The 23,308-nt window shown below is 68.6% G+C and carries 21 protein-coding genes and 1 tRNA gene; 12 read left to right on the top strand and 10 right to left on the bottom strand.

Going from position 1 to position 23,308, the window contains the following annotated elements:
• Positions 1 to 221: 221 nt before the first annotated feature.
• Both DEQ92_RS01625 and DEQ92_RS01620 read right to left on the bottom strand, forming a co-directional pair.
• Positions 222 to 1,352: a BMP family protein gene (locus DEQ92_RS01625; protein ID WP_004977114.1), complete on the bottom strand. Its 1,131-nt coding sequence runs from the start codon at positions 1,350 to 1,352 to the stop codon at positions 222 to 224.
• Positions 1,353 to 1,537: 185 nt separating this feature from the next.
• Positions 1,538 to 2,899 (bottom strand): phosphopentomutase/phosphoglucosamine mutase, encoded by a 1,362-nt coding sequence (locus DEQ92_RS01620; protein ID WP_115820342.1) that lies wholly within the window; start codon positions 2,897 to 2,899, stop codon positions 1,538 to 1,540.
• Between the two features lie 186 nt (positions 2,900 to 3,085).
• On the opposite strand from DEQ92_RS01620, the gene DEQ92_RS01615 reads away from it, so the two are divergent.
• Entirely contained in the window at positions 3,086 to 3,370 is a 285-nt protein-coding gene (locus tag DEQ92_RS01615; protein WP_004977112.1) for an acylphosphatase, read from the top strand.
• A 76-nt stretch (positions 3,371 to 3,446) separates the two neighbouring features.
• On the top strand, positions 3,447 to 3,686 hold the full coding sequence (locus DEQ92_RS01610) for a hypothetical protein (RefSeq protein WP_004977111.1): 240 nt from the start codon (positions 3,447 to 3,449) through the stop codon (positions 3,684 to 3,686).
• A gap of 71 nt (positions 3,687 to 3,757) precedes the next feature.
• Here DEQ92_RS01610 and DEQ92_RS01605 read toward each other — a convergent pair whose 3' ends face one another.
• The 5 genes from DEQ92_RS01605 to DEQ92_RS01585 form a co-directional block, all read right to left on the bottom strand.
• Entirely contained in the window at positions 3,758 to 6,268 is a 2,511-nt protein-coding gene (locus DEQ92_RS01605) for an RND family transporter (protein ID WP_004977110.1), read from the bottom strand.
• Positions 6,269 to 6,271: 3 nt separating this feature from the next.
• Positions 6,272 to 7,918 carry a COG1361 S-layer family protein gene (locus DEQ92_RS01600; RefSeq protein ID WP_233510291.1) on the bottom strand — a complete coding sequence of 549 codons (1,647 nt, stop codon included), beginning with the start codon at positions 7,916 to 7,918 and terminating at the stop codon, positions 6,272 to 6,274.
• Positions 7,919 to 8,029: 111 nt separating this feature from the next.
• Complete coding sequence (locus tag DEQ92_RS01595) at positions 8,030 to 8,473, bottom strand: hypothetical protein (RefSeq protein ID WP_115820341.1); 444 nt, start codon at positions 8,471 to 8,473, stop codon at positions 8,030 to 8,032.
• A 358-nt stretch (positions 8,474 to 8,831) separates the two neighbouring features.
• The gene (locus DEQ92_RS01590) at positions 8,832 to 9,626 is read right to left on the bottom strand and encodes a DUF429 domain-containing protein (RefSeq protein WP_115820340.1); all 795 of its coding nucleotides are present in this window, start codon (positions 9,624 to 9,626) and stop codon (positions 8,832 to 8,834) included.
• Between the two features lie 38 nt (positions 9,627 to 9,664).
• Positions 9,665 to 10,342, bottom strand: coding sequence for a winged helix-turn-helix domain-containing protein (locus tag DEQ92_RS01585; protein WP_050459030.1), 678 nt, complete (start codon positions 10,340 to 10,342; stop codon positions 9,665 to 9,667).
• Positions 10,343 to 10,712: 370 nt separating this feature from the next.
• Here DEQ92_RS01585 and DEQ92_RS01580 point away from each other — a divergent pair, with 370 nt between their 5' ends.
• From DEQ92_RS01580 to DEQ92_RS01570, 3 genes are all read left to right on the top strand, one after another.
• The gene (locus DEQ92_RS01580) at positions 10,713 to 11,144 is read left to right on the top strand and encodes a DoxX family protein (protein ID WP_004977104.1); all 432 of its coding nucleotides are present in this window, start codon (positions 10,713 to 10,715) and stop codon (positions 11,142 to 11,144) included.
• A gap of 176 nt (positions 11,145 to 11,320) precedes the next feature.
• The gene (locus tag DEQ92_RS01575; protein WP_115820339.1) at positions 11,321 to 11,902 is read left to right on the top strand and encodes a flavin reductase family protein; all 582 of its coding nucleotides are present in this window, start codon (positions 11,321 to 11,323) and stop codon (positions 11,900 to 11,902) included.
• Positions 11,903 to 11,996: 94 nt separating this feature from the next.
• The gene (locus DEQ92_RS01570) at positions 11,997 to 12,650 is read left to right on the top strand and encodes a hypothetical protein (RefSeq protein ID WP_115820338.1); all 654 of its coding nucleotides are present in this window, start codon (positions 11,997 to 11,999) and stop codon (positions 12,648 to 12,650) included.
• 48 nt (positions 12,651 to 12,698) lie between these two features.
• Here the strand turns inward: DEQ92_RS01570 and DEQ92_RS01565 are convergent, their stop codons facing one another.
• Positions 12,699 to 13,163 (bottom strand): SRPBCC family protein, encoded by a 465-nt coding sequence (locus DEQ92_RS01565; protein ID WP_233516820.1) that lies wholly within the window; start codon positions 13,161 to 13,163, stop codon positions 12,699 to 12,701.
• A 624-nt stretch (positions 13,164 to 13,787) separates the two neighbouring features.
• On the opposite strand from DEQ92_RS01565, the gene mvaD reads away from it, so the two are divergent.
• The 7 genes from mvaD (at position 13,788) to DEQ92_RS01530 (ending at position 21,397) form a co-directional block, all read left to right on the top strand.
• A complete protein-coding gene (mvaD, locus tag DEQ92_RS01560; RefSeq protein ID WP_004977100.1) occupies positions 13,788 to 14,762 on the top strand; it encodes a phosphomevalonate decarboxylase MvaD in 975 nt (324 codons plus the stop codon).
• Positions 14,763 to 14,831: 69 nt separating this feature from the next.
• Positions 14,832 to 15,965 (top strand): NAD(P)/FAD-dependent oxidoreductase, encoded by a 1,134-nt coding sequence (locus tag DEQ92_RS01555; RefSeq protein WP_049905214.1) that lies wholly within the window; start codon positions 14,832 to 14,834, stop codon positions 15,963 to 15,965.
• Between the two features lie 164 nt (positions 15,966 to 16,129).
• Positions 16,130 to 17,869, top strand: coding sequence for a histidine kinase N-terminal 7TM domain-containing protein (locus DEQ92_RS01550; protein WP_004977098.1), 1,740 nt, complete (start codon positions 16,130 to 16,132; stop codon positions 17,867 to 17,869).
• Between the two features lie 103 nt (positions 17,870 to 17,972).
• Positions 17,973 to 19,127, top strand: coding sequence for an acyl-CoA dehydrogenase family protein (locus DEQ92_RS01545; protein ID WP_004977097.1), 1,155 nt, complete (start codon positions 17,973 to 17,975; stop codon positions 19,125 to 19,127).
• A 120-nt stretch (positions 19,128 to 19,247) separates the two neighbouring features.
• Entirely contained in the window at positions 19,248 to 19,946 is a 699-nt protein-coding gene (locus DEQ92_RS01540) for an HAD family hydrolase (RefSeq protein WP_004977096.1), read from the top strand.
• Positions 19,947 to 20,017: 71 nt separating this feature from the next.
• Positions 20,018 to 20,998, top strand: coding sequence for a phosphotransferase family protein (locus DEQ92_RS01535; protein WP_115820337.1), 981 nt, complete (start codon positions 20,018 to 20,020; stop codon positions 20,996 to 20,998).
• 96 nt (positions 20,999 to 21,094) lie between these two features.
• Positions 21,095 to 21,397: a non-histone chromosomal MC1 family protein gene (locus tag DEQ92_RS01530; RefSeq protein ID WP_049968431.1), complete on the top strand. Its 303-nt coding sequence runs from the start codon at positions 21,095 to 21,097 to the stop codon at positions 21,395 to 21,397.
• 81 nt (positions 21,398 to 21,478) lie between these two features.
• On the opposite strand, the gene DEQ92_RS01525 is transcribed toward DEQ92_RS01530, so the two are convergent.
• On the bottom strand, positions 21,479 to 22,816 hold the full coding sequence (locus DEQ92_RS01525; protein WP_004977093.1) for a permease: 1,338 nt from the start codon (positions 22,814 to 22,816) through the stop codon (positions 21,479 to 21,481).
• Between the two features lie 291 nt (positions 22,817 to 23,107).
• Positions 23,108 to 23,182, bottom strand: a tRNA-Arg gene (locus DEQ92_RS01520).
• Positions 23,183 to 23,308: the final 126 nt, after the last annotated feature.

The following is a 23,308-nucleotide window of genomic DNA, read 5'->3' as shown; positions in this document are numbered from 1 at the left end:
GACCCTTTTTTCGGGGGGGTTCGCTTAAACTCGTGGGATTCGAGTCGGCGCGGGAGTGGTCCACACGGAGCGTCGCGGCGGTTCTCGGGGAGTTCGAACCGTTCAACCCGCGAGCATGTTCGGCCGACCGCGGTGTGAAAGCGGCAACATTGACCCCAAGATTCGGGAATGCCGTCGCTCGGCGGGCGGCGTCGAAAGAAATGTGAGTGTCGAGTGCGGCGTTACTCGGTCGTCGTCGGAATCTCGATGTCGCCGGCGATGATAGCCTCGCGGGACTCCGAGAGCGAATCCTTCACGTCCTGCGGGATTTCGGAACCGAGTTCCGCGCCGTAGACGGCGGCGACGCCGTCCTCTTCGAGGCCGAGCGTCGTGGTGGAACCGCCGTTGAACTCGTCGTTGACGACGTTTTCGACGGAGGTGTACACCGCCGACTCGACGCGCTTGACCATCGAGGCGAGAATGACGTCGGCGTAGTTCGGTTCGGTCTGCGACTGGTCGGAGTCGACGCCGATGGCGAACTTGCCCTGTTCTTTGGCCGCCTGGAAGACGCCGAGGCCGCTGCCGCCGGCCGCGTGGTAGACGACGTCAGCGCCGTTGTCGTACATCGAGGTGGCAATCTCCTTGCCCTTCGCGGAGTCGGAGAACGACCCGACGTAGGCCACGTCGACGGAAATTTCCTCGTCCGCGTGCGCCACGCCGGCCTCGTAGCCGGCCTGGAACTTGCGGATGAGCTCGGTCTCGGTGCCGCCGACGAAGCCGACGCTCTTCGAGTCGGCCGTCGTCGAGCCGGAGCCGGCCGAGAACTCCTGGGTCGTGATGAGGCCGGCGAGGTAGCCGACCTGGAACGAGCCCTGCTCCTCGCGGAACAGGTAGCTCGCCACGTTGTCCTCGTCGACCACGTCGTCGACGATCATGAACTTCTGGTCCGAGAAACTCGGCGCGGTTTCGGAGAGCGCGGACTTCTGCGCGTAGCCGATACACGACACGAGGTCGTAGTCCGGGTTCGACGACTGCGCGAACCGGCGCTGGAACTGCGGGAACTCCTCCGCCGCCGAGGGCTGGGCCTCGTCGTAGGCGATGCCGAGTTCCGATTCCGCCTGTTCGATGCCGCGCTTCGCGGCGTCGTTGAACGACTTGTCACCGAGACCGCCGAGCGCGTAGACCATGCCGACGTTGGCCGCCGGACCGGACTCCTCGGTCGTCTGCTCGGCCGTGGTGGTCTCCTCGCCGCCGGACGACTCGGTCGTCGTCGCCGTCGTGTCGTCGCTCCCCTCGGACGGTCCGCCCGTACAACCTGCGAGGCCAGCGATACCCGCGACCCCTGCCGCTTTGACAAAAGAACGTCTGTCCATATGTATGAACTCCTATTGAGACAGGGGCCGCGAAAATTGCATAAAGGTGTCGTTTCGCGGTTTCATCGGCGTCACATCACCACGTTTGCAAATCGTAGAGAACGGGAGCGAGGTTCACGTCCGCCGGCGTCGAGTTCGCACCTGGCCGGCCGCTTGCGCCGGCGAAAAACCTCTTCGAAGCCCGTTCAGGCGTCCTCGATTTCGGCCTCGACGACGGCCGTCACCTCGTCGACGAGGTGGTCCACGTCGTCGGCCTCAGCGTACACGCGGATGTAGGGTTCCGTGCCGGACGGGCGGACCAGCGTCCACGACGCGTCGGCGAACTCCAGTCGGACGCCGTACTCGGTGTCGACCGACTCGGGGGCCATCGCGTCGGGAAGCGAGGTTTCGAGCGCCGCCATCGCCGCCCGCTTCTTCTCGTCGGGACACGGGACGCTCACCTTGCGGTACGGGCGCTCCGTGACCGGTTCGCGCAGGCCGGCCATGCCGGATTCGGCGGCGAGGCGGGCGACGAGCGCCGCCGACGCGACGCCGTCTATCCAGCCGCCGAGCGACGGGTGGATGTGCTTCCACGGCTCGGCCGCGAACACCACGTCACCGCCGCCGGCGCGGGCGCTGGCGATGCCCTCGTGGAGCGCGCCGAGGCGGACGCGTTCGACGCGACCCCCGGCCTCGCGGACCCGCTCGTCGATGCGGCCCGAGGCGTTGGGCGTCGTGACGACGACGGGGTCGTCGGCGTCGGAGACGCGGACGTAGTGCTCGGCGACGATGGCGATGACGGTGTCCTCGTGGACGACCTCGCCGTCCCCGTCGATGATGACGATGCGGTCGGCGTCGCCGTCGTGGCCGATGCCGAAGTCGAAGTCGCCGTCGGCGACGAACGCGATGAGGTCCGCGAGCGTCTCGGGCGTCGGCTTCGACTCGCGCCCGGGGAAGTGGCCGTCTATCTGCCCGTTGAGCGTGACGACGCGCGCGCCGAGGTCGCGGAGGACCTGCGGCGTGCCGAGCGCGGACATCCCGTTGCCGCAGTCGACGGCGACGTTGAGACCGTCGAGGGCCGCCCCGTGCCGGCCGGCGAACTCGACGATAGCGCTTCGGTAGGCGTCGAGGACGCCGCTCGTCCCCGTCGCGCCCCAGTCGTCCCAGTCGGCCGGGGACGTGCCCGCCTCGACCCGCGTCTCGATGTCGCGTTCGAGGTCGCGGTCGTACTCCTGCCCGTCGACGAACATCTTGATGCCGTTGTCCGTCGGGGGGTTGTGCGAGGCGGTGAGCATGACGCCGCGTCGACCCCGCGAGGCGAACGCGAGCGCCGGCGTCGGGACGACGCCCACGCGGGTCACGTCCGCGCCGGCGGAGAGCAGACCGGCCTCGACGGCGGCGGCGAGGCCCTGCCCGGTCGTCCGTCCGTCGCGGCCGACGACGAACTCGGCGGGCGCGTCCGATTCGAGCGCGGCGAGGCCGGCGGCGCGGCCGACGCTGAGGGCGAGTTCCGGCGTGACTCGCTCCGTCGCGCTCCCGCGGATACCGGCGGTGCCGAAGAGTTCCATAGTCCAGCGTTGGGTGGGTCGTACTTAGATGCTGACGGTTCGCCGGATGCGTGCGGGTCGGGGGCACGGGGCGGCCGGCGCGGTCGCGGCGACGGGTGGGGAGACGGCGACGCCGGCGTCGGACGGACCGCCGAACCGACCGCCCGAGGCAGCACGCCTTTGACGACGGATGACGAATCGGGAGCCATGAGCGAACACGGTCGAACCCGCGCGCACGTCTACGTCTCGGGACACGTACAGGGCGTCTACTACCGGGCGACGACCCGCGACACCGCCCGCGACCGCGGCGTCGACGGCTGGGTGAAGAACCTCTCGGACGGCCGCGTCGAGGCCGTCTTCGAGGGGCCCCGCGACGACGTGGAGGCGATGGTCGAGTGGTGCCACGAGGGGAGTCCGATGGCGTCCGTCGAGGACGTGGACGTCACCTACGAGGAGCCGGACGGCGAGACCGGCTTCCGCGTCGAGCGCTGACGAGAACCCGACAACCGCCCGATAACATCAACGAGACGGCCAAATCGTTCAAGCGGGGTTCGGGGGACCTGTCTCCATGCGCTTCCGGAACGACACGCGGGGCATCGGCGTCGCAAAACTGTTTTTCACGCTCGTCACGAGCGTCGGACTCGGCCTCTCGATGGGCACCTCGTTTCTCATCGTCCGCGGGCCGTTCCTCGGCGGGCCGTCGCTCGACCCGTTTCCGATGATGGCCGCGCTCGCGGTGTTCATCGTCGGCATCGTCGTCCTCTCGTGGGGGTCGACGCGGCTGTTCGGCGTCGGAACCGGCGCGTGAGTGGGTCGAATACCAGCCGGCGCGTAAGCGGGAGCGCGAATACGAGCGGGGCGTGAGCGGGGACGCGGGTCTCAGTCGGCGGTCGCCGCCGCGCCGGACTCGCGCTCGACGCCGCCCAGGGGAACGAGCGGGTCGTTGCCGCTGAACCGGTCCCAGAGGACCAGCGCCGAGGGTAACACGAGCATCGACGCGAGGAACGAGTAGACGATGCTCGCGGCGGTGAGCAGGCCGAACTGGCCGAGGACCGAGAGCACCGCGAGGACGAGCACGCCGAGGCCGAAGACGGTCGTGAGCATGCTGCCCGCGAGCGCGCCGCCGGTGCCGCGGACCGTCCGGTCGAGCGCGGTTTCGAGGTCGTGGTCGGCGCGCTCGTCGACGAAGCGGTGGACGACGTGGACCGAGTAGTCCACGCCGAGGCCGATGGTCAGCGCGAGCACCGTCGCGGTGAAGGCGTTGAAGGAGATGCCGGCGAGTCGCATCGTCCCGGCGACGAACGTGACCGCGACGAGGATGGGCACGAGGTTGGCGAGCGCGAGCGACGGGCGGCGTTCGAGCCACCAGTAGACGAACACGAGGAACGCGCCGGTCCCGGCCATCGAGATGGCGAGGCTCTGCACCGCGGAGTCGAGGATGAGGTCCGAGATGGCCGAGAAGACGACGACCGCGCCGGTGGCGGTGCTCGGACCGCGGAAGCGCGCGGCGACCTCGCGGGCGTCGGCGACGACCGCGTCGTCGTCCGCGTCGGCCCGGACGCGGTAGTCGACCCGCGAACTCCGGTAGTCGTCGGCGAGGTACTCGCCGGCGCGGGCGGCCGAGTCGGTGGCGAACAGCGCGTCGTACACCTCGGCGAGGTTCCGGTCGGGGACGCCGTCGCCGTCGCGGTCGTGTCGCGCGACGACCGCGGCGAACTCGGGGTTCTCCCGGGCCTCGGCTTCGATGACGGTGAGGACGCTCGTCGAGTCGGCGCGGCGGTCCTCGACGATGAAGGTGTCCGGCGGGTCCTGTGCGACCCGGTCGAGCGTTTCGAGGTAGGCGTCGTCCGTGGGCCGACCTTCCAGATACACCGTCACGACCCCGCTCTGGGAGGACGAAAAGCGCTCTTCGAGGAACTCGATGTCGGCGACGACGCTGTAGTCGCCCGGCGCGAAGGGCTCTGGGAGGGATTTCAGGTACGCCGGGGCCTCCGCGGGCGGCAGGAAGTCCTCCTGTCCGAACTCGGTGTCGACGCCCGTGGCGTACCACATCGCCGACCCCGAGAGGACGAGCGCGACGACGAGCACGACGGCGGGGGCGCGGAGGGCGGGCGCGACGCCGACCCGGAGAACCGTCCCGAGGGAACTCCCCTCGCGGCCGAGCGGCGACTGGCTGAACGTCGGAATCGGGTAGCGCTCCCGGAGCCTGTCGACCTCGACTTTCGTCGCCGGGAGGAACACGCCGAACACGAGGAAGGTGAAGACGATGCCGATGGCCGCGACGACGCCGAAGTCCCGAATCGGCGTGAGGTTGCTCACGAGGTTCGACAGGAAGCCGATGACGGTGGTCGCGGTGACGATGAAGAACGCCACGAGGAGCTGGTCCGTCGCCTTTCGCATCGCATCGCCGACGGGAAGCCCCTCGGCGCGGTCCTCGCGGTAGCGGTTGACCGCGTGGATGCCGAAGTCGATGCCGACCGCGAGGAGCAGCGGCGGCACGGCGATCATAATCTGGTTGAACGGGATGCCCGCGAGTCCGAGGAAGCCGAACGTCCAGACGATGGCCATCCCGAGCGCGGCGGTCCCCAACAGCAGGTCCACGAGGTCGCGGTAGGCGACGACGAGAAAGAGGAGGATGAAGACGACGGCCGCGGGCACGACGAGGACGAGCGAGTCGGCGATGACGGTCCCGAACTCGTCGGCGATGACGCCCGAGCCGAAGACGGAGATGTCGCCGCCGACGGTGGCGACGACGCGCCCGGCGGTCCGCTGAATCGGGGTGAGCGGGCTGTCGCCGCCCTGTCCCGCGCCGGCCTCGTCGGCCAGCGGAATCGAGTGGGTGACGACCGCAATCGTCGCCGAGGCGCTCGCCGCGGTCGGGTTGAAGTCGTCGGCGAGGAGACCGGTGAAGCGCTCGTTGTCGGCGTTCTCGCGGACCGCGGCGGCGACCTCGCTGTCGGTCGCGCGTTCGAGCGCCGCAATCTGCTCGTCGAGGCCGTCGGCGTCGGCGTCGAGCGTCTCCGCGACGACCGAGGCGGCGCTGGCGGTACCGACGACGCGGAGGTCGTCGCGGTCCGAGAGGCGCTTTTGCGCTTCGAGCATCCGCAGGAGTTCGCGCCTCGTCAGGACGTTCGGCGCGCGCTGGATGAGCTGCGTGCTACCGGTCCCCGCCTCGAAGCGCGGCGAGAACTCCTCGGTGACGCGCGAAAACGCCTCTTCTTCCGGCACCTCCTCGGCGAACTGCTCGGTCCCCGCCTCGGTCGAGACGGCGCTCAGTCCCGCCCCGAACACCAGCGTGAGGACGAGGAAGACGAGGATGACGCGCCGCGAGCGGTTGACGATGCGGTGGTCGACCCAGTCGACGAACCGCTGGAACTCCAGTCGGGCCACGGCTCAGCGCCGCCCCCGCCGGCGGACGACGAGGACGCCCGCGCCGCCGACCGCCGCGAGGAGGACGACCGCGCCGACGAGCGGGGCCGAGAGGCCGAACGGGAGACCGCCACTGTCTTCGGGTGCCTCGACGCGGACGGGCACGCGGTAGGCGTCCGAGATGGTCGTCTCGCCCGCGCCGTCGTCGTAGCGGAAGTCGAGTTCGGCCGGGTAGTCCTTCTCCAGCGCGCCGCGGGCGGCCGACACGTCGAACACGAGCGTCGCCGACTCGCCGGGGGCGAGTTCGTCCACGAACGCCTCGGAGTCGGCAGACGACAGGGGGTCTTCGAGGTATATCTTCGCGGAGATATCGGTGAGCGTCTCGTCGCGGTCGTTGACGACCGTCACGCGGAGTTGTCCGTTCCGGCCCGGCGCGACGGTGCCCTCGTCGACGGTCACGCCGAACTCGGGGGTCGCGGCCGCGACGGCGACCCGGAGGTCGATGTCGTCGCCGGTGCGCCGGTCACCCCCGGCGTCGCGGTAGGCGACCGTCGCGGTGAACTGCCGGGGGCCGGCGTCCGCGTCGTCCGAGATTCCCACGTCGAACGAGAACGGGACGCGCTCGCCGGGTTCGAGGTCGCCGAGGGCGAACTCGGTCTCGGTCGCCGTCGCGCTCCCCTCGGGGAGGGAAAGCGTCACGACCGCGTTGCGCGCGAGGGTCGTCCCGTCGTTGACGACGACGCCCTCGATTCGACCCTCGTCGCCGACGCGGAGCGTGCTCGTCACGTCCGCGACGGAGAACGACTGCTTGGGCGAGGGGACGAACCCGGCGGCGAGGTCGGGGTACTGTCGGCGCGCGCCGTCGGGGTCCTCGTAGGCGACGGCGACGCCGAGGACGTAGCCGCGGACGGACGCCTCGGAATCGAGCGCGGTGTCGTAGACGAAGGTCCGATTCTCGCCGGCGGGCCAGTCGGCGGCGAAACTGCTCGCGGTCTGCGCGCCGTCGAAGCTCACGTCGGCAGACTGGGCGGTCACCGCGACGACGGCGTTCCGCGCGTCGAGTTCGCCCGTGTTCTGCAGGGTCAACGCGACCGCGCCGCTCCCGCCGACGGGGACCGACGAGTCCGCACCGACGACGGCGAACCGCACGCGCTCTTCGATTCTGACGGGCACGTCGAGGCGGTAGACGCGGCGGTGGGCGTTGTCGAACTCGTAGAACACGTCGAGGCGGAGGTTGTACTCGCCGGCCGCGACGTTCTCGGGGGCCTCGACCCGGAAGGCGACCTCGCGGGTGTCGCTGTCGTTCATCGTGCCGACGAACAGGTCGCCGGTCCTGACGGTGAACGGCGTGCTCCGCGGGTCAAGCCTGACGCGGACGTTCTCCGCGGTTTTCGCCACGTCTTCGGTGTCGACCGGGTCGTTGGCGAAGACCACTCGCACCGTCGTCTCGACGCCGGGTTCGACCACCGGGTCGACCACGTAGGCGCGGAAGACGGGGACGTTGTTCGGTTCGGCCTGCTGGCCGGCGACGGGTGTCGGGAGCGCGGCGAGGACGAGCAGTACGGCGACCAAGATAGCGGTGTAACTCTTCATCGTGAGGTCCCGGCGGGCGGCACCGACGGCGTCCGGGTCCGCGGACATCGGCGCGGGGGCGGCGACGGACCGACCCAACTGGTCTCTGATACGTCCCCTGCGGAGAAATACGGTGTGCGGCCTACGCGAGACAGTCAGCCGGGTGAGAACGTCCGATTCGACGATTCCGTGGGACTCACCGAACGCGACTCACGCGGGCCTGTCGACGCCGAGTTCGGCCAGCGCGCGGACCACGACGTGGGCCTCCACGAGGTCGCGCGCTTCGACCATCGGGTCGTCGGCGTCGTCGATGACGGCGCGGGCCTCGGCGAGCATGTGGTCTTCCTGTGCTGTCTGATCTGGTTCCTCGCGGGTGCTGTTCAGGAGCGCCTCGAAGTCCTCGCGGATACTGAAGTCCGCGCGGGCGACGTTGCACCGAGAGAGAGGGTGCATGCCGAGGTCCAAGACCAACTCGGTGACGAGTTCCCAGTCGCTCTCGCAGAACTGGAGCGTCACGTCGCCGACGATGTCGCGCCACGCGATGGGGGCGGCGTTCTCCATCAGCGTCACCGCTCGCGGGGGGACCGCGATGCGGGCGACCGTCTTCGGGTCGTCGCAGAGACAGCAGGGCTGGTCCGTCCTGCCGGTGTACATACGCGGGGTTAGGATGGGTTGTAGATGTAGCTTCGGGCCGGGGACACAGGACCGAAACCGGGCGATAACAGGGCGGTAAACCGACCGTAGCGGGCGCTCAGAGCGTTGAAACGGTCGGGTTCGAGTCCGGGGCGGGGACGTCGAACCCGCGTAGAGGCAGCGGGAGGCGCGACCGACTGCGTGCTGGCACTGAATCACGCATTGGGCTGGGCTGAGTATTCCGTGGTGGCGACAGTGGCCGCGCCATCTATCCGATTGAACACCGTGCATAAATATCTTCTCCCCGAAGAATACCCAACACTATTGTTGACTATATACTCGTGTGTTTCAAGATTTTACGGATAGGCGCTAGTGATTGTCAAACTTCGGTATTCACCCCGAGAGCCCCCGTCGGGACGCGAATCGCCATCTCCAGTCCGGCGGCGTCCCGCGGCGGGTCGCTCGGGAGCGTCCCGAGCGGTCGCCGGGCCGCGGCCGCGAGCGCGAGCGCGTCGAGCACGTCGTCGCGAGCTACGTCGCGTCGGAGCGTCCGGGCCAGCGTCTCGCGGTAGGCGCGCTCGGCGTCGAACTTCGGCGCGTCCGTCCCGTCGGCATTCGAACCGTCGTCGCCGACTCCGGCTCCGGCGAACGCCGTCCTGAGCGCGTCGAGACGACGGTCGCGCCCCTCGGGCGTCGACTTCGGTTCCGAGAGCGGTTCGCCGGCGAAGGCGGCAAAGGCGAGTTCGGGATGGGATTCGAACACGCGCTGTCGGGCGCGCTGTGTCTCCCGAAGAACGGCGTCTACCTCGCGGATTTTGGGCACGAGGTGCCACGCCTGAATCGAGAGCCCCGCCCCGGTTCGCTCGCGGTTCGCCGCGCTTGCCGCCTCGTGGGAGTCGGCGTCGAGGACGGCCCGGACGGGCGCGAAGAAGACGGTGGCGGCCCGAGCGCCGAGCAGGTTGCGGGCCTCGCGGTCGCACGCGCGGCGGTCGGACTCGGGAAGACCGATAGGGATGTCCACGAGCACCCGCTCGGCGTCACGCTCGCGGGCGAGGTCCCAGACGGCGGCGAAGTCAGAGACGACCCGCACGGAGAGGCCGTCCGCGGCGGCGACGGCGCACACCCAGCCCGACCGACAGCCGTCGACACCGACGACGGAGCATCGCTGTGGCACGGCTCGCAGTACGGGGCTGGGAGACAAAAGCGTCGGAGTTAGGAGTCGAGGGCCGTAGCCGTCATCTGCCGGCAGGAGTCGCGGAGTTCGTTGAGCGTCACGTCGACGGTCGCGTCGAGCGAGACGAGCAGTTTCACGCCGTCCTCGAGGGGCACCCTGACGATGAGCGCGTCGTCGATGGCGAACGCGACGAGTTCCGGCCCTCCGATTGGCAGGTCTTCGAGGGGTTGGTCGATGGCCTCCTCGTTCGTGAGCGTCGCGACGAGCGTCTTGACGGTGTCTTCGTCGTAGCGCTCGATGAGCGACTGCTCGAAGAAGCGAATCCGCGTCTGAATCGGCTCACACCACGCGATTGCTCGGAGCGCGCCCCCGTACGCTTCCTGTAGCTCCGAGGACAGTTCGGGCGCGGGGAATTCGCCGTCGTTGACGACGGTAATGTCTGCTTCCTGGTCGAGTGCGACCCGCTCGTAAGCGAGTTCGCCGAGGTCCGTCAGTCCGTAGAGTCGCCCCTTCTGCTGTGACTCCGGAACCAAGAGTTCGACGATGCCCCGCTCCCGCAGTTCGGAGAGCGCCCGAGACACGTGCGGCTGTGCGAGGTCGGTCTCCGCGGCGATTCGGGACGGAAGCCCCGAACCGTGCTCCGAGAGATACCGACACACGGCCAGTCGATACCGAGAACTCGCGATGTACCCCGCGGAGTCCCACGTCTCGGTCATAAATGAGACTCTCCGCTGGTTGTTTTCATCATGGTTGACACGTCCCATACTGATATGCACTGCCAAGCGGGGTATATCTTTCGAGGGTCGGACAATACTACCATATACGTACCATATATCGGCCGAGAACGAAACGTGCTCCCACTTACTCGCCCGGAGTGTGCCGATTCAGCCACCGAACGACCGAACTCTTCGTGGACATCACCGACTTGGAGTGACGCCGGCGTAACCGGATACCTGCACGGTTACCCGGTGACATGTATGTCAGCAAACACATATATCGGTTCCGTCTCGTACCAGGTAACGTAATGATAGTACTACACCCGACGACGGACCGTCACAGAACCACCGCCGCGACGGAGGTACCGAGATGAGCGTCGCGCTCCAGTTCGCCGCTCCCGGTGCGGACATCGCGTTCCTCCTCGCGCGCGTCCTCTTCGGCGCAGTGCTCGCGTTCATGGGACTCAACCACTTCCTGAACCTCGACCACATGACCGGCTACGCGGAGATGAAGGGCCTGCCGGCGGCTCGCCTCGGCGTCGTCGTCTCCGGCGGGATGCTCGTGTTCGGCGGTCTCGGTATCGCCCTCGGCGTCCTGCCCGCGCTCGCCGCCGGTGCCGTCGCCGTCTTCCTCGTCGTCGGGACGCCGGTGTTCCACGACTTCTGGGCGGTTCCCGAGGACCAACAGGAGTCCGAGATGACGAGCTTCCTGAAGAACGTCGTCATGCTCGGCGGCGCGCTCGTCTTCCTCGCGCTCAGCGGGACGACGTGGTCCTACGCCGTCGGCCTGACGCTGTTCTAACCGCGCCGAGGCGACTCCCACGCGACGACGAGCCTCCCGACCCGCCGCAGCCCCACAGATTCATCGGCGTCCGAACCCACCACACACCCATTCATGACCGACGCAATACCGGACTCGACACCCGCACGTCTCCCGCCGCATAGCCGACCCCGTCCGCCCGCGGAGGCGGGTCGCTGATGGACGGCGCGCCCGACGAGTTCGGCTCGCCGTACCGCCTGCTCTCGGGGGCCGTGGTCCCCCGCCCCATCGCGTGGGTGAGCACCCGTGGCGACGACGCCGACAACCTCGCGCCGTACAGTTTTTCCACCGTCGCCAGCGTCGACCCGCCGGTCGTCGTCTTCGCGCCGGTCGGCCGCGGCCCGTCGCTGAAGGACACGCCGCGAAACGCCATCTCCCGCGGCGAGTTCGTCGTCAACGTCGTCACCCGAGACCTCGTCGAGGCGATGAACGAGACCGCCGCGACGGTCCCGCCCGGCGTCGACGAGTTCGAACACGCCGGCATCGAGAAGGCCGAGTGCGTCCGGGTCGACGCTCCCCGCGTCGCCGACGCCAAAGTCGCCTTCGAGTGCACCCTCTACGACAGCGTGGAGGTCGGCTCCTCGACGCTCGTCCTCGGCGAAGTCGTCCACGCGCACGTCGCCGACGAAGTGTTGACCGACGGCAAACTCGACACGAGGAAACTCGACGCGGTCGGCCGGCTCGCGGGCAACGAGTACGCGACGACCGACGACCGGTTCGAACTCGTCCGCCCCGACTGACGTCCCGACGAGGCTGCGCCGACGACCCGCCGGTTATCACAAATTGATAATGAGGCGCGAAGGTTTATCGCGGGATGCGAAGTCTGTCCGAACAATGAGCGACGTGTCGTTGTCGAGTGTGCTCTCGTTTCTCGATACCGACGACGCGGCGACCGTCGTCGAGCGGGTCCGCTCGGCCCGCGGGGAGCGGACGAAACGGACCGCCCGCGACGAGCGGACGTTCCTCTTTGCGGCTCCCGAAGGCGAGTCACAGCCGACCGAGGTCGTCTGGATAGACGTCGAGGCCGCGTTCGACGCCCGGAGCGTCGAGGCGTTCGCGGAGCGCTGCGACGGCCGCGGTATCGACGGGACGCTCCTGACGACCGGCGACGAAGCGCGGGCCGAAGAGACGCTCGCGCTCGCGTTCGCGGACGATGAACAGCTCGGCGAGCCCGACGACAACGGCGACCGGGCGCTCCTCGTCGACCCCGTCGAGGTCGAAGCCCCCATCGAACTCGTGACGCTTCCCGACCTCGTCGGAGCGCTCGAGGACGCCGACCTCGACGAGGCTATCATCGACGAGTATCACGAGCCGCACGAACCGGAGTTCGAGGACATCGTCGACGAGATCGACGCCGAGGAAGCCCGCGCCGCGGCCGAGGCGGACGCCGCCGAGGACGCCGGCTCCGGTCGCGCGCTCGCACTCCTCGTCGCGGCCGTGGTCATCGCGGCGGTCGCGGCTGCGTTCGTGCTGTTCGGCCCGTTCTGAGCCGTCGCTTTGAGATACGTCCTCGGCTCGCTGACTCACCTCACTCACTCACTCACTTCGGCCCCGGCTCGCCTCGTCTGTGAGCCGCCGCTTCGCGAGCCGCTCGATTCTGCGCAGCGCGAGCGCACAGACCGCGGCGTACGGCCCCGCGAGAACCGGCACTTCGAACGCCACCTCGCAGCGGTCGGCCCCGACCGACTCCACGCGGTGTCCCGTCGCCGGAATCCCGGCCACGCGCCACGTCCACCGACGGGACTCGTCGTCGCACGTCTCGATGCTGAACGGGACCCAGACGCCGGCGACGCGGACCTCGCCGCGACTCCCCGCCTCGATGCGTCCGTCGACGCCGCGGACGGCCGACACGCTCGGCCCCCAGTCGGGCCAGTCGGCGACCGACACCAACACGTCCCACGCCGCGTCCGCGGGAGCCGAAATCCGTCGGGAGACGGCCAGTCGCCGTCCCTCCGGCGTGCGCTCCACCCGCGTTCGGGTCCGGCTCGACTCGCCCCTCATATCTCCTAGTATGCTAATAAGTCGTAATATAACATCGCCGAAATCTTTATCCACGAACCGTGGTAGCAACTACCAAGGCAACACATGAGCAACACAAGTGACCGCCCGAAGACGATGCGAGACGTCAGCCACACACCGCCCACAGGCGAGAGCGTCATGAACGTCTGGGAGCGAGGACACGAATCCGAGTCCACAGAATAGCCGGGCAGAACCAATCGCACGACGACGAACAGCAACGAACCACCCGCACCGAACTCGAACGACCAGCCAACCAATCGAATCGTAACGAACCGCCCGCATCGTAACGAACCGCCCGCATCGTAACGAACCGCCCGCATCGAACTCGACTAACCAGCCAACCAATCGAACCGAACCCAGCGAATCAATCACGAGACAGCCAACACGATACGACTACCCAAGTAACCGAACGAGCGACCCACCGTATCGAACTCGACCGCCTCCCGCTGGAGAGGGAGAACGTGCGTCCTTCCTGCGCACCGTTGCGACCGACCCGCGCCGGCCGTCCCGCCGGCGCGCACTCGATTTCCGACCGACTGTACCCGTTACCCGCCGGTGTCGACACCTATCGGGACGTTTAACCCCGAGTCCGACGGGCGTTCGAACATGAAGGCCACCGCCAAGGCCCACCCGATTCAGGGCCTCGTGAAGTATCACGGGATGCGAGACACGGAGCGACGGATGCCGTACCACGACAGCATCAGCGTCTGCACGGCCCCGAGCCACACGAAGACGACCGTCGAATTCCTCCCCGACGCCGACGAAGACGTCTACGTCATCGGCGGCGAGGAAGTCGAGGGCCGGGGCGCGGAGCGCATCCGCGCCGTCGTCGACCGGGTCCGCGAGCTGGCCGACTTCGACCACCGCGTCCGCCTCGAAAGTGAGAACTCCTTCCCCTCGAACATCGGGTTCGGTTCGTCGGCGTCCGGGTTCGCCGCGGCCGCGATGGCGCTCGCCGAGGCGGCCGACCTCGACATGACGCATCCCGAAGTCTCGACCATCGCCCGCCGCGGGTCGGCGTCCGCCGCCCGCGCCGTCACGGGCGCGGTCTCGCACCTCTACTCGGGGATGAACGACACCGACTGCCGCTCCGAGCGCATCGAGACCGACCTCGAAGACGACCTGCGCATCGTCGCCGCGCACGTCCCCGCCTACAAGGAGACCGAGCAGGCCCACGCCGAGGCCGCCGACAGCCACATGTTCCAGGCCCGGATGGCCCACATCCACGCCCAGATAGACGACATGCGCGACGCGCTGTACGACGCCGACTTCGACGCCGCCTTCGAACTCGCCGAGCACGACTCGCTGTCGCTCGCGGCGACGACGATGACCGGGCCCGCCGGCTGGGTCTACTGGCAGCCGCGCACCATCGCCGTCTTCAACGCCGTCCGCAGGCTCCGGAACGAAGAGGACGTGCCGGTCTACTTCTCGACCGACACCGGCGCGAGCGTCTACGTCAACACCACCGAGGAACACGTCGACCGCGTCGAGGAAGCCGTCGCCGACTGCGGCGTCGAAACCGACGTGTGGGGCGTCGGCGGCCCCGCCGAAGTGCTCGACGAGTCCGAAGCGCTGTTCTGAGCGTCCGACCGACCGCCGCGTACCGCGACCGCCGTCACCCTCTTTTTGCTCGCGCCCGACGAGACAGCCATGCGTGTCCTGGTTCTCGGTGCCGGGTACGCGGGCCTCACGCTCGCCCGCGACCTCGAACGCCGACTCCCCGTCGACGCCGACCTGACCGTGGTGAACGACTCCCCGCACCACCTCGTCCAACACGAAGTCCACCGCGCGATTCGACGGCCGGCGGTCGCCGACGCGATTCAGGTCCCCCTCGACGAGGCGCTCGACCGCGCCGAGGTCGTCGTCGACCGCGTGACGGGCGTCGACCGCGACGCGCGGACCGTCGAACTCGCCGAGGGCGACGCGCTCGACTACGACTACTGCGCGGTCTGTCTGGGCGCGGAGACCGCCTACTACGGCATCCCCGGCCTCGAAGCCCACTCGGTCCCGCTGAAGCGCGTCGCCGACGCCGAAACCATCCGCAAGCGGTTCTTCGACGACTGCGACGAGGGCGGGACCGTCGTCGTCGGCGGCGCGGGGCTGTCGGGCGTGCAGGTCGCGGGCGAACTCGCCGCGCTCCGCGACGAGGAGGGCGCGCACGCCGACGTCGTCCTCGTGGAGCAACTGGACGCCGTCGCGCCGTCGTTCGCCGAGCCGTTCCAGCGGGCGGTCCGCGACGAACTCCTCGACAGGGGCGTCGAGATTCGGACCGAGACGACCGTCGAGTCGGTGACGGACGCGACCGTCGCGACCGACACCGGCGACCTCGACTACGACCTGCTGGTCTGGACCGGCGGCATCGCCGGCGACGACGCGATGGGCGGCGAGCGACCCCCCGTCAGGGCCGACCTCCGGCTCGACCGGCGGACGTTCGTCGTCGGCGACGCGGCCCGCGCGGTCGACGCCGACGGCGAGCCGGTCCCCGCGAGCGCCTCCGCGGCCCTCCGCGAGGCGAAAACCGTCGCCGGCAACGTCGCGGCGCAGGTCGAATTCGAACTCGACGGCGACGGGAACGACTTCGCGCCGCGGCCCGACCCCTACCGGTTCGAAGTGCCCGGCTGGATCGTCTCGGTCGGCGACGGCGCGGTCGCGCAGGTCGGCCCGAGCATCTTCCGCGGGAAGGCCGCGAAGGCGATGAAAGCCACCGTCGGAGCCGGTCATCTCACCTCGGTCGGCGCGATTTCGCGGGCGGTCGACCTCGTCGACGAGGAACTGCACGCCTGACGCCGCCCCCGGTGGAAGCGCTCCCGCAGTCCGGCGGTTCCCCTGAGAAGTTCTTTATCCGATGGCGGAGTATCGCCGTCCATAGTCAACGATGCCGGGCACCATCTCCGAGACGACGCCTCCGAGGGCACCGCTCGAACCGTGACTGACGAGCGAGGCGCCCGATGAACTGGCAGCACACCGCCTACGCCTACCCGATGGTCTTCGCGGCGGTGGTCGCCGGCGTCCTCTCCGCCTACGCCGTCCAGTTCGTCCGCCGCCGCGGGCGGAACCCGACCGTCGTCTCGTTCGCCGTGCTGACGGCCGCCGTCGCCTTCTGGACCGCGACGACGGCGGTCAAGCTGTTCCTCGTCGACCCCGGCGCGAAACTGCTGGCGTACAAGCTCCTCCACGTCGGGGCGATGACGGCCGCGCCGACGTTCTTCGTCTTCGCCCTCGCGTACACCGACCGCCGGGAGCTGCTCGACCGCCACGTGGTGGCGTCGCTGTACGTCGTTCCCGCGGTGTTCCTCGCCGTCCTCTTTGTCAACCCGCTGGAACTGGGTTACACCGGCTGGGAGCTGTCGACCGTCGACGGCGTGGCCGTACTCTCCGTCGCCGACGGCCCGGTGAGCGTGTTCGGCCTCGTCTACGGGTTCGTCCTGCTGTTTCTCGGACTCGGCATCATCGGTCAGTACGCGCTCGAACTCGACCGCCCCTACCGGACGCAGGCGACGCTCCTCATCGTCGGGATGCTCGTTCCGTCGGTCGTCGCCGCGCTCGAACTCACCCACACCCCGCCGCTCGCCGGGGGCGTCAACCTCATCCCCGCCTCGCTCGCGGTCCCCTCGGTGACGTTCGGCATCGCCGTCTACCGCTACAAGCTCCTCGACATCCTCCCGCTCGCCTACGCGACCGCCGGCGCGCACTCGGCTGACGGCCTCGTCGTCCTCGACGCCGACGGGGTCGTCGTCCACGTCAACGACCACGTCCGGCCGCTGTTGGGAACCGGCGACCCCCTCCTCGGTCGTCCGGCGAGCGAGGCCCTCCCGAACTACGGCGACCTCGACGACGACCTCGACGGCGAGCACTCGTCGTGCGACGTGCTCGTCGAGGGCGAGCGCTACGTCGAACTGACGCGCATCCCGCTCGACCGCGCCGGCGACCCCCTCGGGTGGGTGGTCTCGGTCCGGGACGTGACGCCCCGGAAGCACTACGAACTCGCCCTGGAGTCGAGAAACGACGAACTGGAGGTGCTGAACCGAATCGTCCGCCACGACATCCGAAACGACATGCAGCTCGTGACGGCGTACATCGACATTGTCCTCGAACACGAGCCGCTGTCCGACGAGGCGCGGTCGCAGTTGGAGACCGCGCTCCGGCGGGCGCTCAACACCGTCGACCTCACCGACGTGCTCGGACAGCTGATGCGCGCGACGAACGACGACGAGCGCCGTCGTCACCTCGACGTCGGCGCCACGCTCCGGGAGGCCGTCGAAGACGTTCGCGAGGGGCACCCGAACGCGACGTTCGCGGTCGCCGACCTCCCGTCCGCGACGGTGTCCGCCAACGACCTGCTCGACTCCGTGTTCGTGAACGTCCTGAAGAACGCGGTCGTCCACAGCGACCGCGACGAGCCGTCGGTCGCCGTCTCGGCGGCGGCGGACGACGGGCGCGTCACCGTCCGCATCGCCGACGACGGCCCCGGAATCTCCGACGAACAAAAGTCGGTCGTCTTCGGGAAGGGCGCGAAAGGGTTAGAGAGCCCCGGCACCGGAACGGGACTGTACCTCGTCGAGACAATCGTCACCAACTTCGGCGGCACCGTGCATATCGAAGACAACGAACCCCGGGGGAGCGTCTTCGTCATCGAACTCCCGCTCGCGGCCGTCGAGGCCGCGGACCGACCCGACTCGGTCGACTGACTGAGCGCCCCGGGCGCGGCCGACGCCACGTCCGTCGAATCAACTCGCCGCACGTTTCCCGCTGTGTGACAACTGTTATCGGCCATGTATGTGATTATCAACCATGGACTATTCGCTCTCTGACGAACAGCGGGCCATCCGCGAGGAGGTCCGGCGGTTCGCCGAAAACGAGGTCGCACCGGTCGCGGGCGAGTACGACGAGGCGGAGACGTATCCCGCGGAGGTCGTCCGCAAGGCGTCGGAGATGGGACTAACGGGGGCGCACTTCCCCGTCGAGTACGGCGGCGTCGGCTACTCCTCGCTGGAGAACGCCCTCGTCACAGAGGAACTGTTCGCGGTCGACCCCGGTATCGGGCTCTGCATCACGAGCGCCGGGTTCGGCGCGGAGGCCATCATCAGCTTCGGCACCGACGACCAGAAAGAGCGCTTCCTGCCGCCGATTACGGAGGGCGAGTCCGTCATGGGCGCGGCCATCAGCGAACCGCAGGCGGGCTCAGACGTGACCTCGGTTCGCACCCGCGCCGAGAAGGACGGCGACGAGTGGGTGATAAACGGCACCAAGATGTGGATAACGAACGGGAGCGTCGGCGACTACTTCGTCGTCATGTGCCAGACCGACCCCGACGCGGACGACCGCTACGCGGGCTTCTCGCAGTTCATCGTCGAGGCCGACCGCGACGGCTTCTCCGCCGACAAGATAACGGGGAAGATGGGTATCCGCGCCAGCGACACGGCCGAACTCGTCTTCGACGACGTGCGCGTGCCCGAGGAGAACCTCGTCGGCACCGAGGGGATGGGCTTCCTCCAGCTCATGCAGTTTTTCGACGAGACGCGGACCGCGGTGGCCGCGCAGGCGGTCGGCATCGCGAAGGGGGCCTGCGAGCGGGCGCTCGACTACGCCAAAGAGCGCGAGCAGTTCGGCCGCCCCATCGGCGACTTTCAGGCGATTCAACACAAGCTCGCGGAGATGCACACCGCGACCGAGGCCGCCCGGCAGTTGACCTACAAGTCGGCGTGGAGCGTCGACAACGACGAGGGCCAACTGACCGCGCTCGCGTCGATGGCCAAGGAGTTCGCCTCGAACGTCGCCACCGACGTGGCCGACGAGGCCGTCCAGATTCACGGCGGGGCCGGCTTCGTCAACGACCACGACGTCGAACGGCTCTACCGCGACGCGAAAATCACGCAGATTTACGAGGGGACCACGGAGATTCAGAAGAACATCATCGCCCGCGAGCTGCTCGGTAAGGGATTCTGAGGCCCGCTGGCGGCAAGCTATCGACCCGTCGTCTCCCTCCGCCGACCGCCCCGACTCGTCGTCGCCGCGGACGGCGTCGCTCGTGGACGAAGTTTTATCGCCGCCGCGCCAAGGGAGCGTGTGGCACCGTTCGACGCGATTCTCTTCGACCTCGACAACACGCTCTGTACGAACGACCAGAGCGGCGAGACCATCTACGCCGGCGCGTTCGACGCCGCCGGCATCGACCGCTTCGGCGAGCCGTCGGACCTCTGGACCGCGCTCGACGGCCCGCCGGACCACGACGACCACGAGGCCTACCTCGCCGACGGCTTCGAGCGCGTCGCCGCGAAGCACGACCGCGAGGGAGTCGACGTTCGGGCGCTCGCCCGCGGGTTCGTCCAGACGGTCGACTACTCGGCCGTCTCGTTCCGACCGGGTGCCGAGGGGGCGCTCGCCGCCGCCCGGGACCACGCGCGGGTCGGTCTCGTCACCAACGGCCCCGAGCGGCGGCAGTCCGTCAAGCTCGACGCGCTCGGCATCGCCGACGCGTTCGACGCGGTCGTCTTCGCGGGCGACATGCCGCGGCGAAAGCCTCACCCCGACCCGTTCGACCGGGCGCTCGACGCCCTCGACGCCGAGGCGGACGCGAGCCTCCACGTCGGCGACTCGCTGGAGTTCGACGTAGACGGTGCCCACCGCGCCGGCCTCGACGCCGCGTGGTGTCCAGTCGAGGCGGAGGTCGCTGACGCGGCCGGTCCCGACGCCGAGTCGTACGCCCCGGCGTACGTCCTCCGGTCGCTCTCCGAGTTCTCGGCGATTCTCGACGGCGGACCGTGACGACCTCCTACGGTCGGCCGCGCGGGAGCCGTCCGCTGCACCTTTGTTCGCGTCGCCCCTAGAGTGGCTCCATGGACCCCGTCGCAACCGTGCTCGCCCGCGAGTTCCCCGAGCGACGCGTCGCGACGACCGCCCGCGTCCCGAACGGGAACCACAAGCGGACCGCGGTCGCGACGTTCGCCGACGGCGGCGAGGTCGTCGTCCAGACGGCGGCCGACGCCGCGGCGCTGGCCCTCGAAGCCGCCCTCTCCCGGGCGGTCCGCGAGCGCACGACGATTCCGGTCCCCCGCGTCCTCGCGTCGGGCGCGGTCGACGGGTTCGGGTACGTCGTCGCAGCGCGCGCCGCCGGCGACGAACTCCACGAGCGGTTCGTCTCGCTCGATTCGGCGACCCAACGCCGCGTGGCACGGTCGTTCGGCGTCGGCCTCGGCCAGCTTCACGAAGCGTTCTCTTTCGGAGGGTACGGTCGGCTCAGACGGTCGGCTTCCAGGAGACTGCGGGCCGACGGTGGCGATGCTTCCGACTCGCCGACCGACCGCGGATTCGACGCCGTGAGCGCCGCCGACGCCGACTGGGAGGCGTGGTTCTCCGCCTACGTCCGGGAAGGAATCGCGGCGCTCCCGCCGGCGTTCGACGGGGTTCGAAGCCGGCTGGAGGAGGTCGCCGCGGCCGCCTCGCTCCCCGCGAACCCGCCGTCGAACCTCTACCCGTGGGACTTCCGGCCGGGGAACGCGCTCGTCGCCGACGGCCGCGTGACCGCCGTCCTCGACTGGGGCCAGCCGATGGCCGCCGCGCCGGGCCTCGCCGTCGCCAAGGTCGAACACCTCGTCGCCGACTGGTACGTCGAAGACGGCGCGCCGCTCCGCCGGGCGTTCCGCGCGGGCTACGAGTCGGTCCGGCCGCTTCCGTCGGTACCACGCGCCTATCGGGTCGCCGCCGTCGTCCGCTCGGCGGTCGATTCGACGGGGGAGGTGACTCGCCCCGGTTACCCCGAGCGAACCGGGACGGCGGCGGTCGACTTCCACCTGACCCGGCTCGACGCGCTGTTGTAACCCCGCTCGGAGTCGGTGCCGTCGGCTCCATTCGAAGGCGTGCCGCGCCCCGCGGCGACACGAACTACTAATTCGGAGTGCGTGGTAGGGACAAGCATGGTACGAGAAGACGGCAAGCGAAACTTCGTCCTCGTCGAAGACGGCGAGGAGACGAGCGTGTTCAGCGGAACGTATCCCCGGCAGGCGGCGCTGAAGGCCGCTCGGCGGCTCCACCCCGCCCCGAGCCCCGACGACATCGACGGGAAAGCGACGCTCAGGCTCCGCGAGCGCGGGACCGACCGGGTCCACGTCTACGAGGGGTGGGCGTGGACCGAGGAGAAAGGCGACGACGACCCCGAGTGGATGGACGACTACGTCACCCGAGCGAACGTCTCGAAGCAGGGTATCGAGCACCGATAGACGTTAACCGGGGATTCGGCCGGTCTGGAGAACCCCGACTTCGTTTTTTGCGGTTCGTGGGTTACGTGTCGAGTCGGCGGCTCAGCCGCCGGCGTTCGCCGCCTCACCGTGGCCGCCGCGGCCCTCGTCGCCGACCGACCCCGAGCGGTGGAGCCAGTAGAGGACGCCGAACAGGCCGGTGGCGAACACGTTCAACGCGAGTTTGTAGTCCGCCTCGATGCTCACTTCGGCGATTTGGACGCTCTCAGGCGACGGGATGAGCCCCGCGCCGAGGAAGACGAAGTGGACGACCACGCCCGTCAGGACCGCCGCGACGAATATCATCCCCGAGAGAATCGCCGCGAATTTCGTCCCGTAGTACTCGCGGTAGGCGTCCATGATGGGCGGGACGATGAGGTCCGCGTAGATGTAGCTCAGGACGCTCCCGAACGGCAGGCCGTTCGAGAACAGGACCGCCCCGAACGGGACGTTCCCCACCGAGCAGACGAAGGTGGCGACGCCGATGACGGCCCCGAGGACCGCGGTCCAAAACACGTACACGGGAACGCCGAACGTCGGTCCCGAGAACACCGAGGTCCACACCGACTCGGGGATGAACCCGGCGATGAGGCCGGCGAAGACGAACCCGATGGCGATTTCGTCCCAGAGCATCCCCCACTCCTTCCACTGCTTGTCGGCGAGCGCCTTCCACCCCGACAGCGACGTCGCCTGTTCGCGGACCGTCGTGTTGGCCTCCTCGGGGTCGAAGCTCTCCTTGCACGACTCCGAGCAGAAGTAGAACGTCCGCCCGTCGTGTTCGACCGAGTACTCGGTCTCGTCGGGGTCGACTTCCATCCCGCAGACCGGGTCGCGGACGGTCTCCGAACCCTCGTCTTGGACGTTCTGTCGGGCCTGTTCGACCACCTCGTCGGGCACGAGGTAGACGAAGCCGAACGCCATCAGCCCGATGAGGATGAACCCGCCGAGGATGTCGGCCACGAGGAACTGCCAGCCGAGCAGAATCCAGATGACCGCGCCGATTTCGATGACGAGGTTGGTCGAGGCGAACATGAACGCGCCGAGGGTCGCCGCCGCCGACCCGCCCTTCTTGAACAGGTTCTTCGCGGTGGCGATGGCGCTGTAGGAACACGACGAGGAGACGAAGCCGAACAGCGAGCCGTAGCCGATTTCTCTCGGACCGTGGCCCTCCAGAAGCTCCGAGACCTCCTCGCCCGAGGTCCACGCCTCCACGCCGCCGGCGATTGCGAAGCCGACGACGAGCGCCCACCACGTCACCCACGCCATGGCCGCGGTCGTCGAAAGCGCCTCTCGGGCGCTCTCGACGAGGAACGTCCCCAGCGGCTCCGTGGTCGTGAACACGCCGATGCCGACCGTCGCGAGTGCGATGACCGTGAGTATCGCGTATTCGGTCCGGTCCATGTGGTCGGATATGAGGGGAGCCGTACCTAACTGGATTGTGCCTAGGAGAATCGGGGTTTCGGCGCGGCGCGAGTTTGGGTTGTGAAGTCGAGTCCGCCGTCGATTTTGGAGCGGAAAGCCGAGCGCCGGTGCGACGACTCCGACGACTGCTCGGAAGGTGCGTGATGCGTGCGACGGCGGGCGATTCTCTTGACCCAGAAGATTGTGAACCGCAGTCGCTCACTCCCTTCGCTCCCTGGTTCAACTCCTTCGGCCCAGATTCCGCTCGTCACCAAGTTCCTCGCAAAATCATGGGCGCTGCAGGATTTGAACCCACGGCAACTTGGTCCGAAGCCAAGCACTCTGTCCAGACTGAGCTAAGCGCCCTTATGCTGGATACCGTCCTACAGACCGCATATCGGTTTCCACTAGACTACGTAGTAGACTCTACGTGTTGTAGGTAATAAACTGCAACGTCGACAGTCATTGGCTTACGGTGATTCAACGAATGGT

Origin of the sequence: Haloferax sp. Atlit-6N (assembly GCF_003383195.1) — an archaeon.
GTDB lineage: Archaea > Halobacteriota > Halobacteria > Halobacteriales > Haloferacaceae > Haloferax > Haloferax gibbonsii.
This window is presented reverse-complemented; position numbering and strand designations above follow the sequence as displayed.

Coding starts and splice junctions, on each gene's coding strand:
- DEQ92_RS01545 (WP_004977097.1), top strand. CDS start 17,973: ATGGACTATTCGCTCTCTGACGAACAGCGGGCCATCCGCGAGGAGGTC.
- DEQ92_RS01580 (WP_004977104.1), top strand. CDS start 10,713: ATGAGCGTCGCGCTCCAGTTCGCCGCTCCCGGTGCGGACATCGCGTTC.
- DEQ92_RS01575 (WP_115820339.1), top strand. CDS start 11,321: ATGGACGGCGCGCCCGACGAGTTCGGCTCGCCGTACCGCCTGCTCTCG.
- DEQ92_RS01565 (WP_233516820.1), bottom strand. CDS start 13,163: ATGAGGGGCGAGTCGAGCCGGACCCGAACGCGGGTGGAGCGCACGCCG.
- DEQ92_RS01610 (WP_004977111.1), top strand. CDS start 3,447: ATGCGCTTCCGGAACGACACGCGGGGCATCGGCGTCGCAAAACTGTTT.
- DEQ92_RS01620 (WP_115820342.1), bottom strand. CDS start 2,899: ATGGAACTCTTCGGCACCGCCGGTATCCGCGGGAGCGCGACGGAGCGA.
- DEQ92_RS01595 (WP_115820341.1), bottom strand. CDS start 8,473: ATGTACACCGGCAGGACGGACCAGCCCTGCTGTCTCTGCGACGACCCG.
- DEQ92_RS01555 (WP_049905214.1), top strand. CDS start 14,832: ATGCGTGTCCTGGTTCTCGGTGCCGGGTACGCGGGCCTCACGCTCGCC.
- DEQ92_RS01585 (WP_050459030.1), bottom strand. CDS start 10,342: ATGACCGAGACGTGGGACTCCGCGGGGTACATCGCGAGTTCTCGGTAT.
- DEQ92_RS01535 (WP_115820337.1), top strand. CDS start 20,018: ATGGACCCCGTCGCAACCGTGCTCGCCCGCGAGTTCCCCGAGCGACGC.
- DEQ92_RS01615 (WP_004977112.1), top strand. CDS start 3,086: ATGAGCGAACACGGTCGAACCCGCGCGCACGTCTACGTCTCGGGACAC.
- mvaD (WP_004977100.1), top strand. CDS start 13,788: ATGAAGGCCACCGCCAAGGCCCACCCGATTCAGGGCCTCGTGAAGTAT.
- DEQ92_RS01570 (WP_115820338.1), top strand. CDS start 11,997: ATGAGCGACGTGTCGTTGTCGAGTGTGCTCTCGTTTCTCGATACCGAC.
- DEQ92_RS01530 (WP_049968431.1), top strand. CDS start 21,095: ATGGTACGAGAAGACGGCAAGCGAAACTTCGTCCTCGTCGAAGACGGC.
- DEQ92_RS01525 (WP_004977093.1), bottom strand. CDS start 22,816: ATGGACCGGACCGAATACGCGATACTCACGGTCATCGCACTCGCGACG.
- DEQ92_RS01625 (WP_004977114.1), bottom strand. CDS start 1,352: ATGGACAGACGTTCTTTTGTCAAAGCGGCAGGGGTCGCGGGTATCGCT.
- DEQ92_RS01550 (WP_004977098.1), top strand. CDS start 16,130: ATGAACTGGCAGCACACCGCCTACGCCTACCCGATGGTCTTCGCGGCG.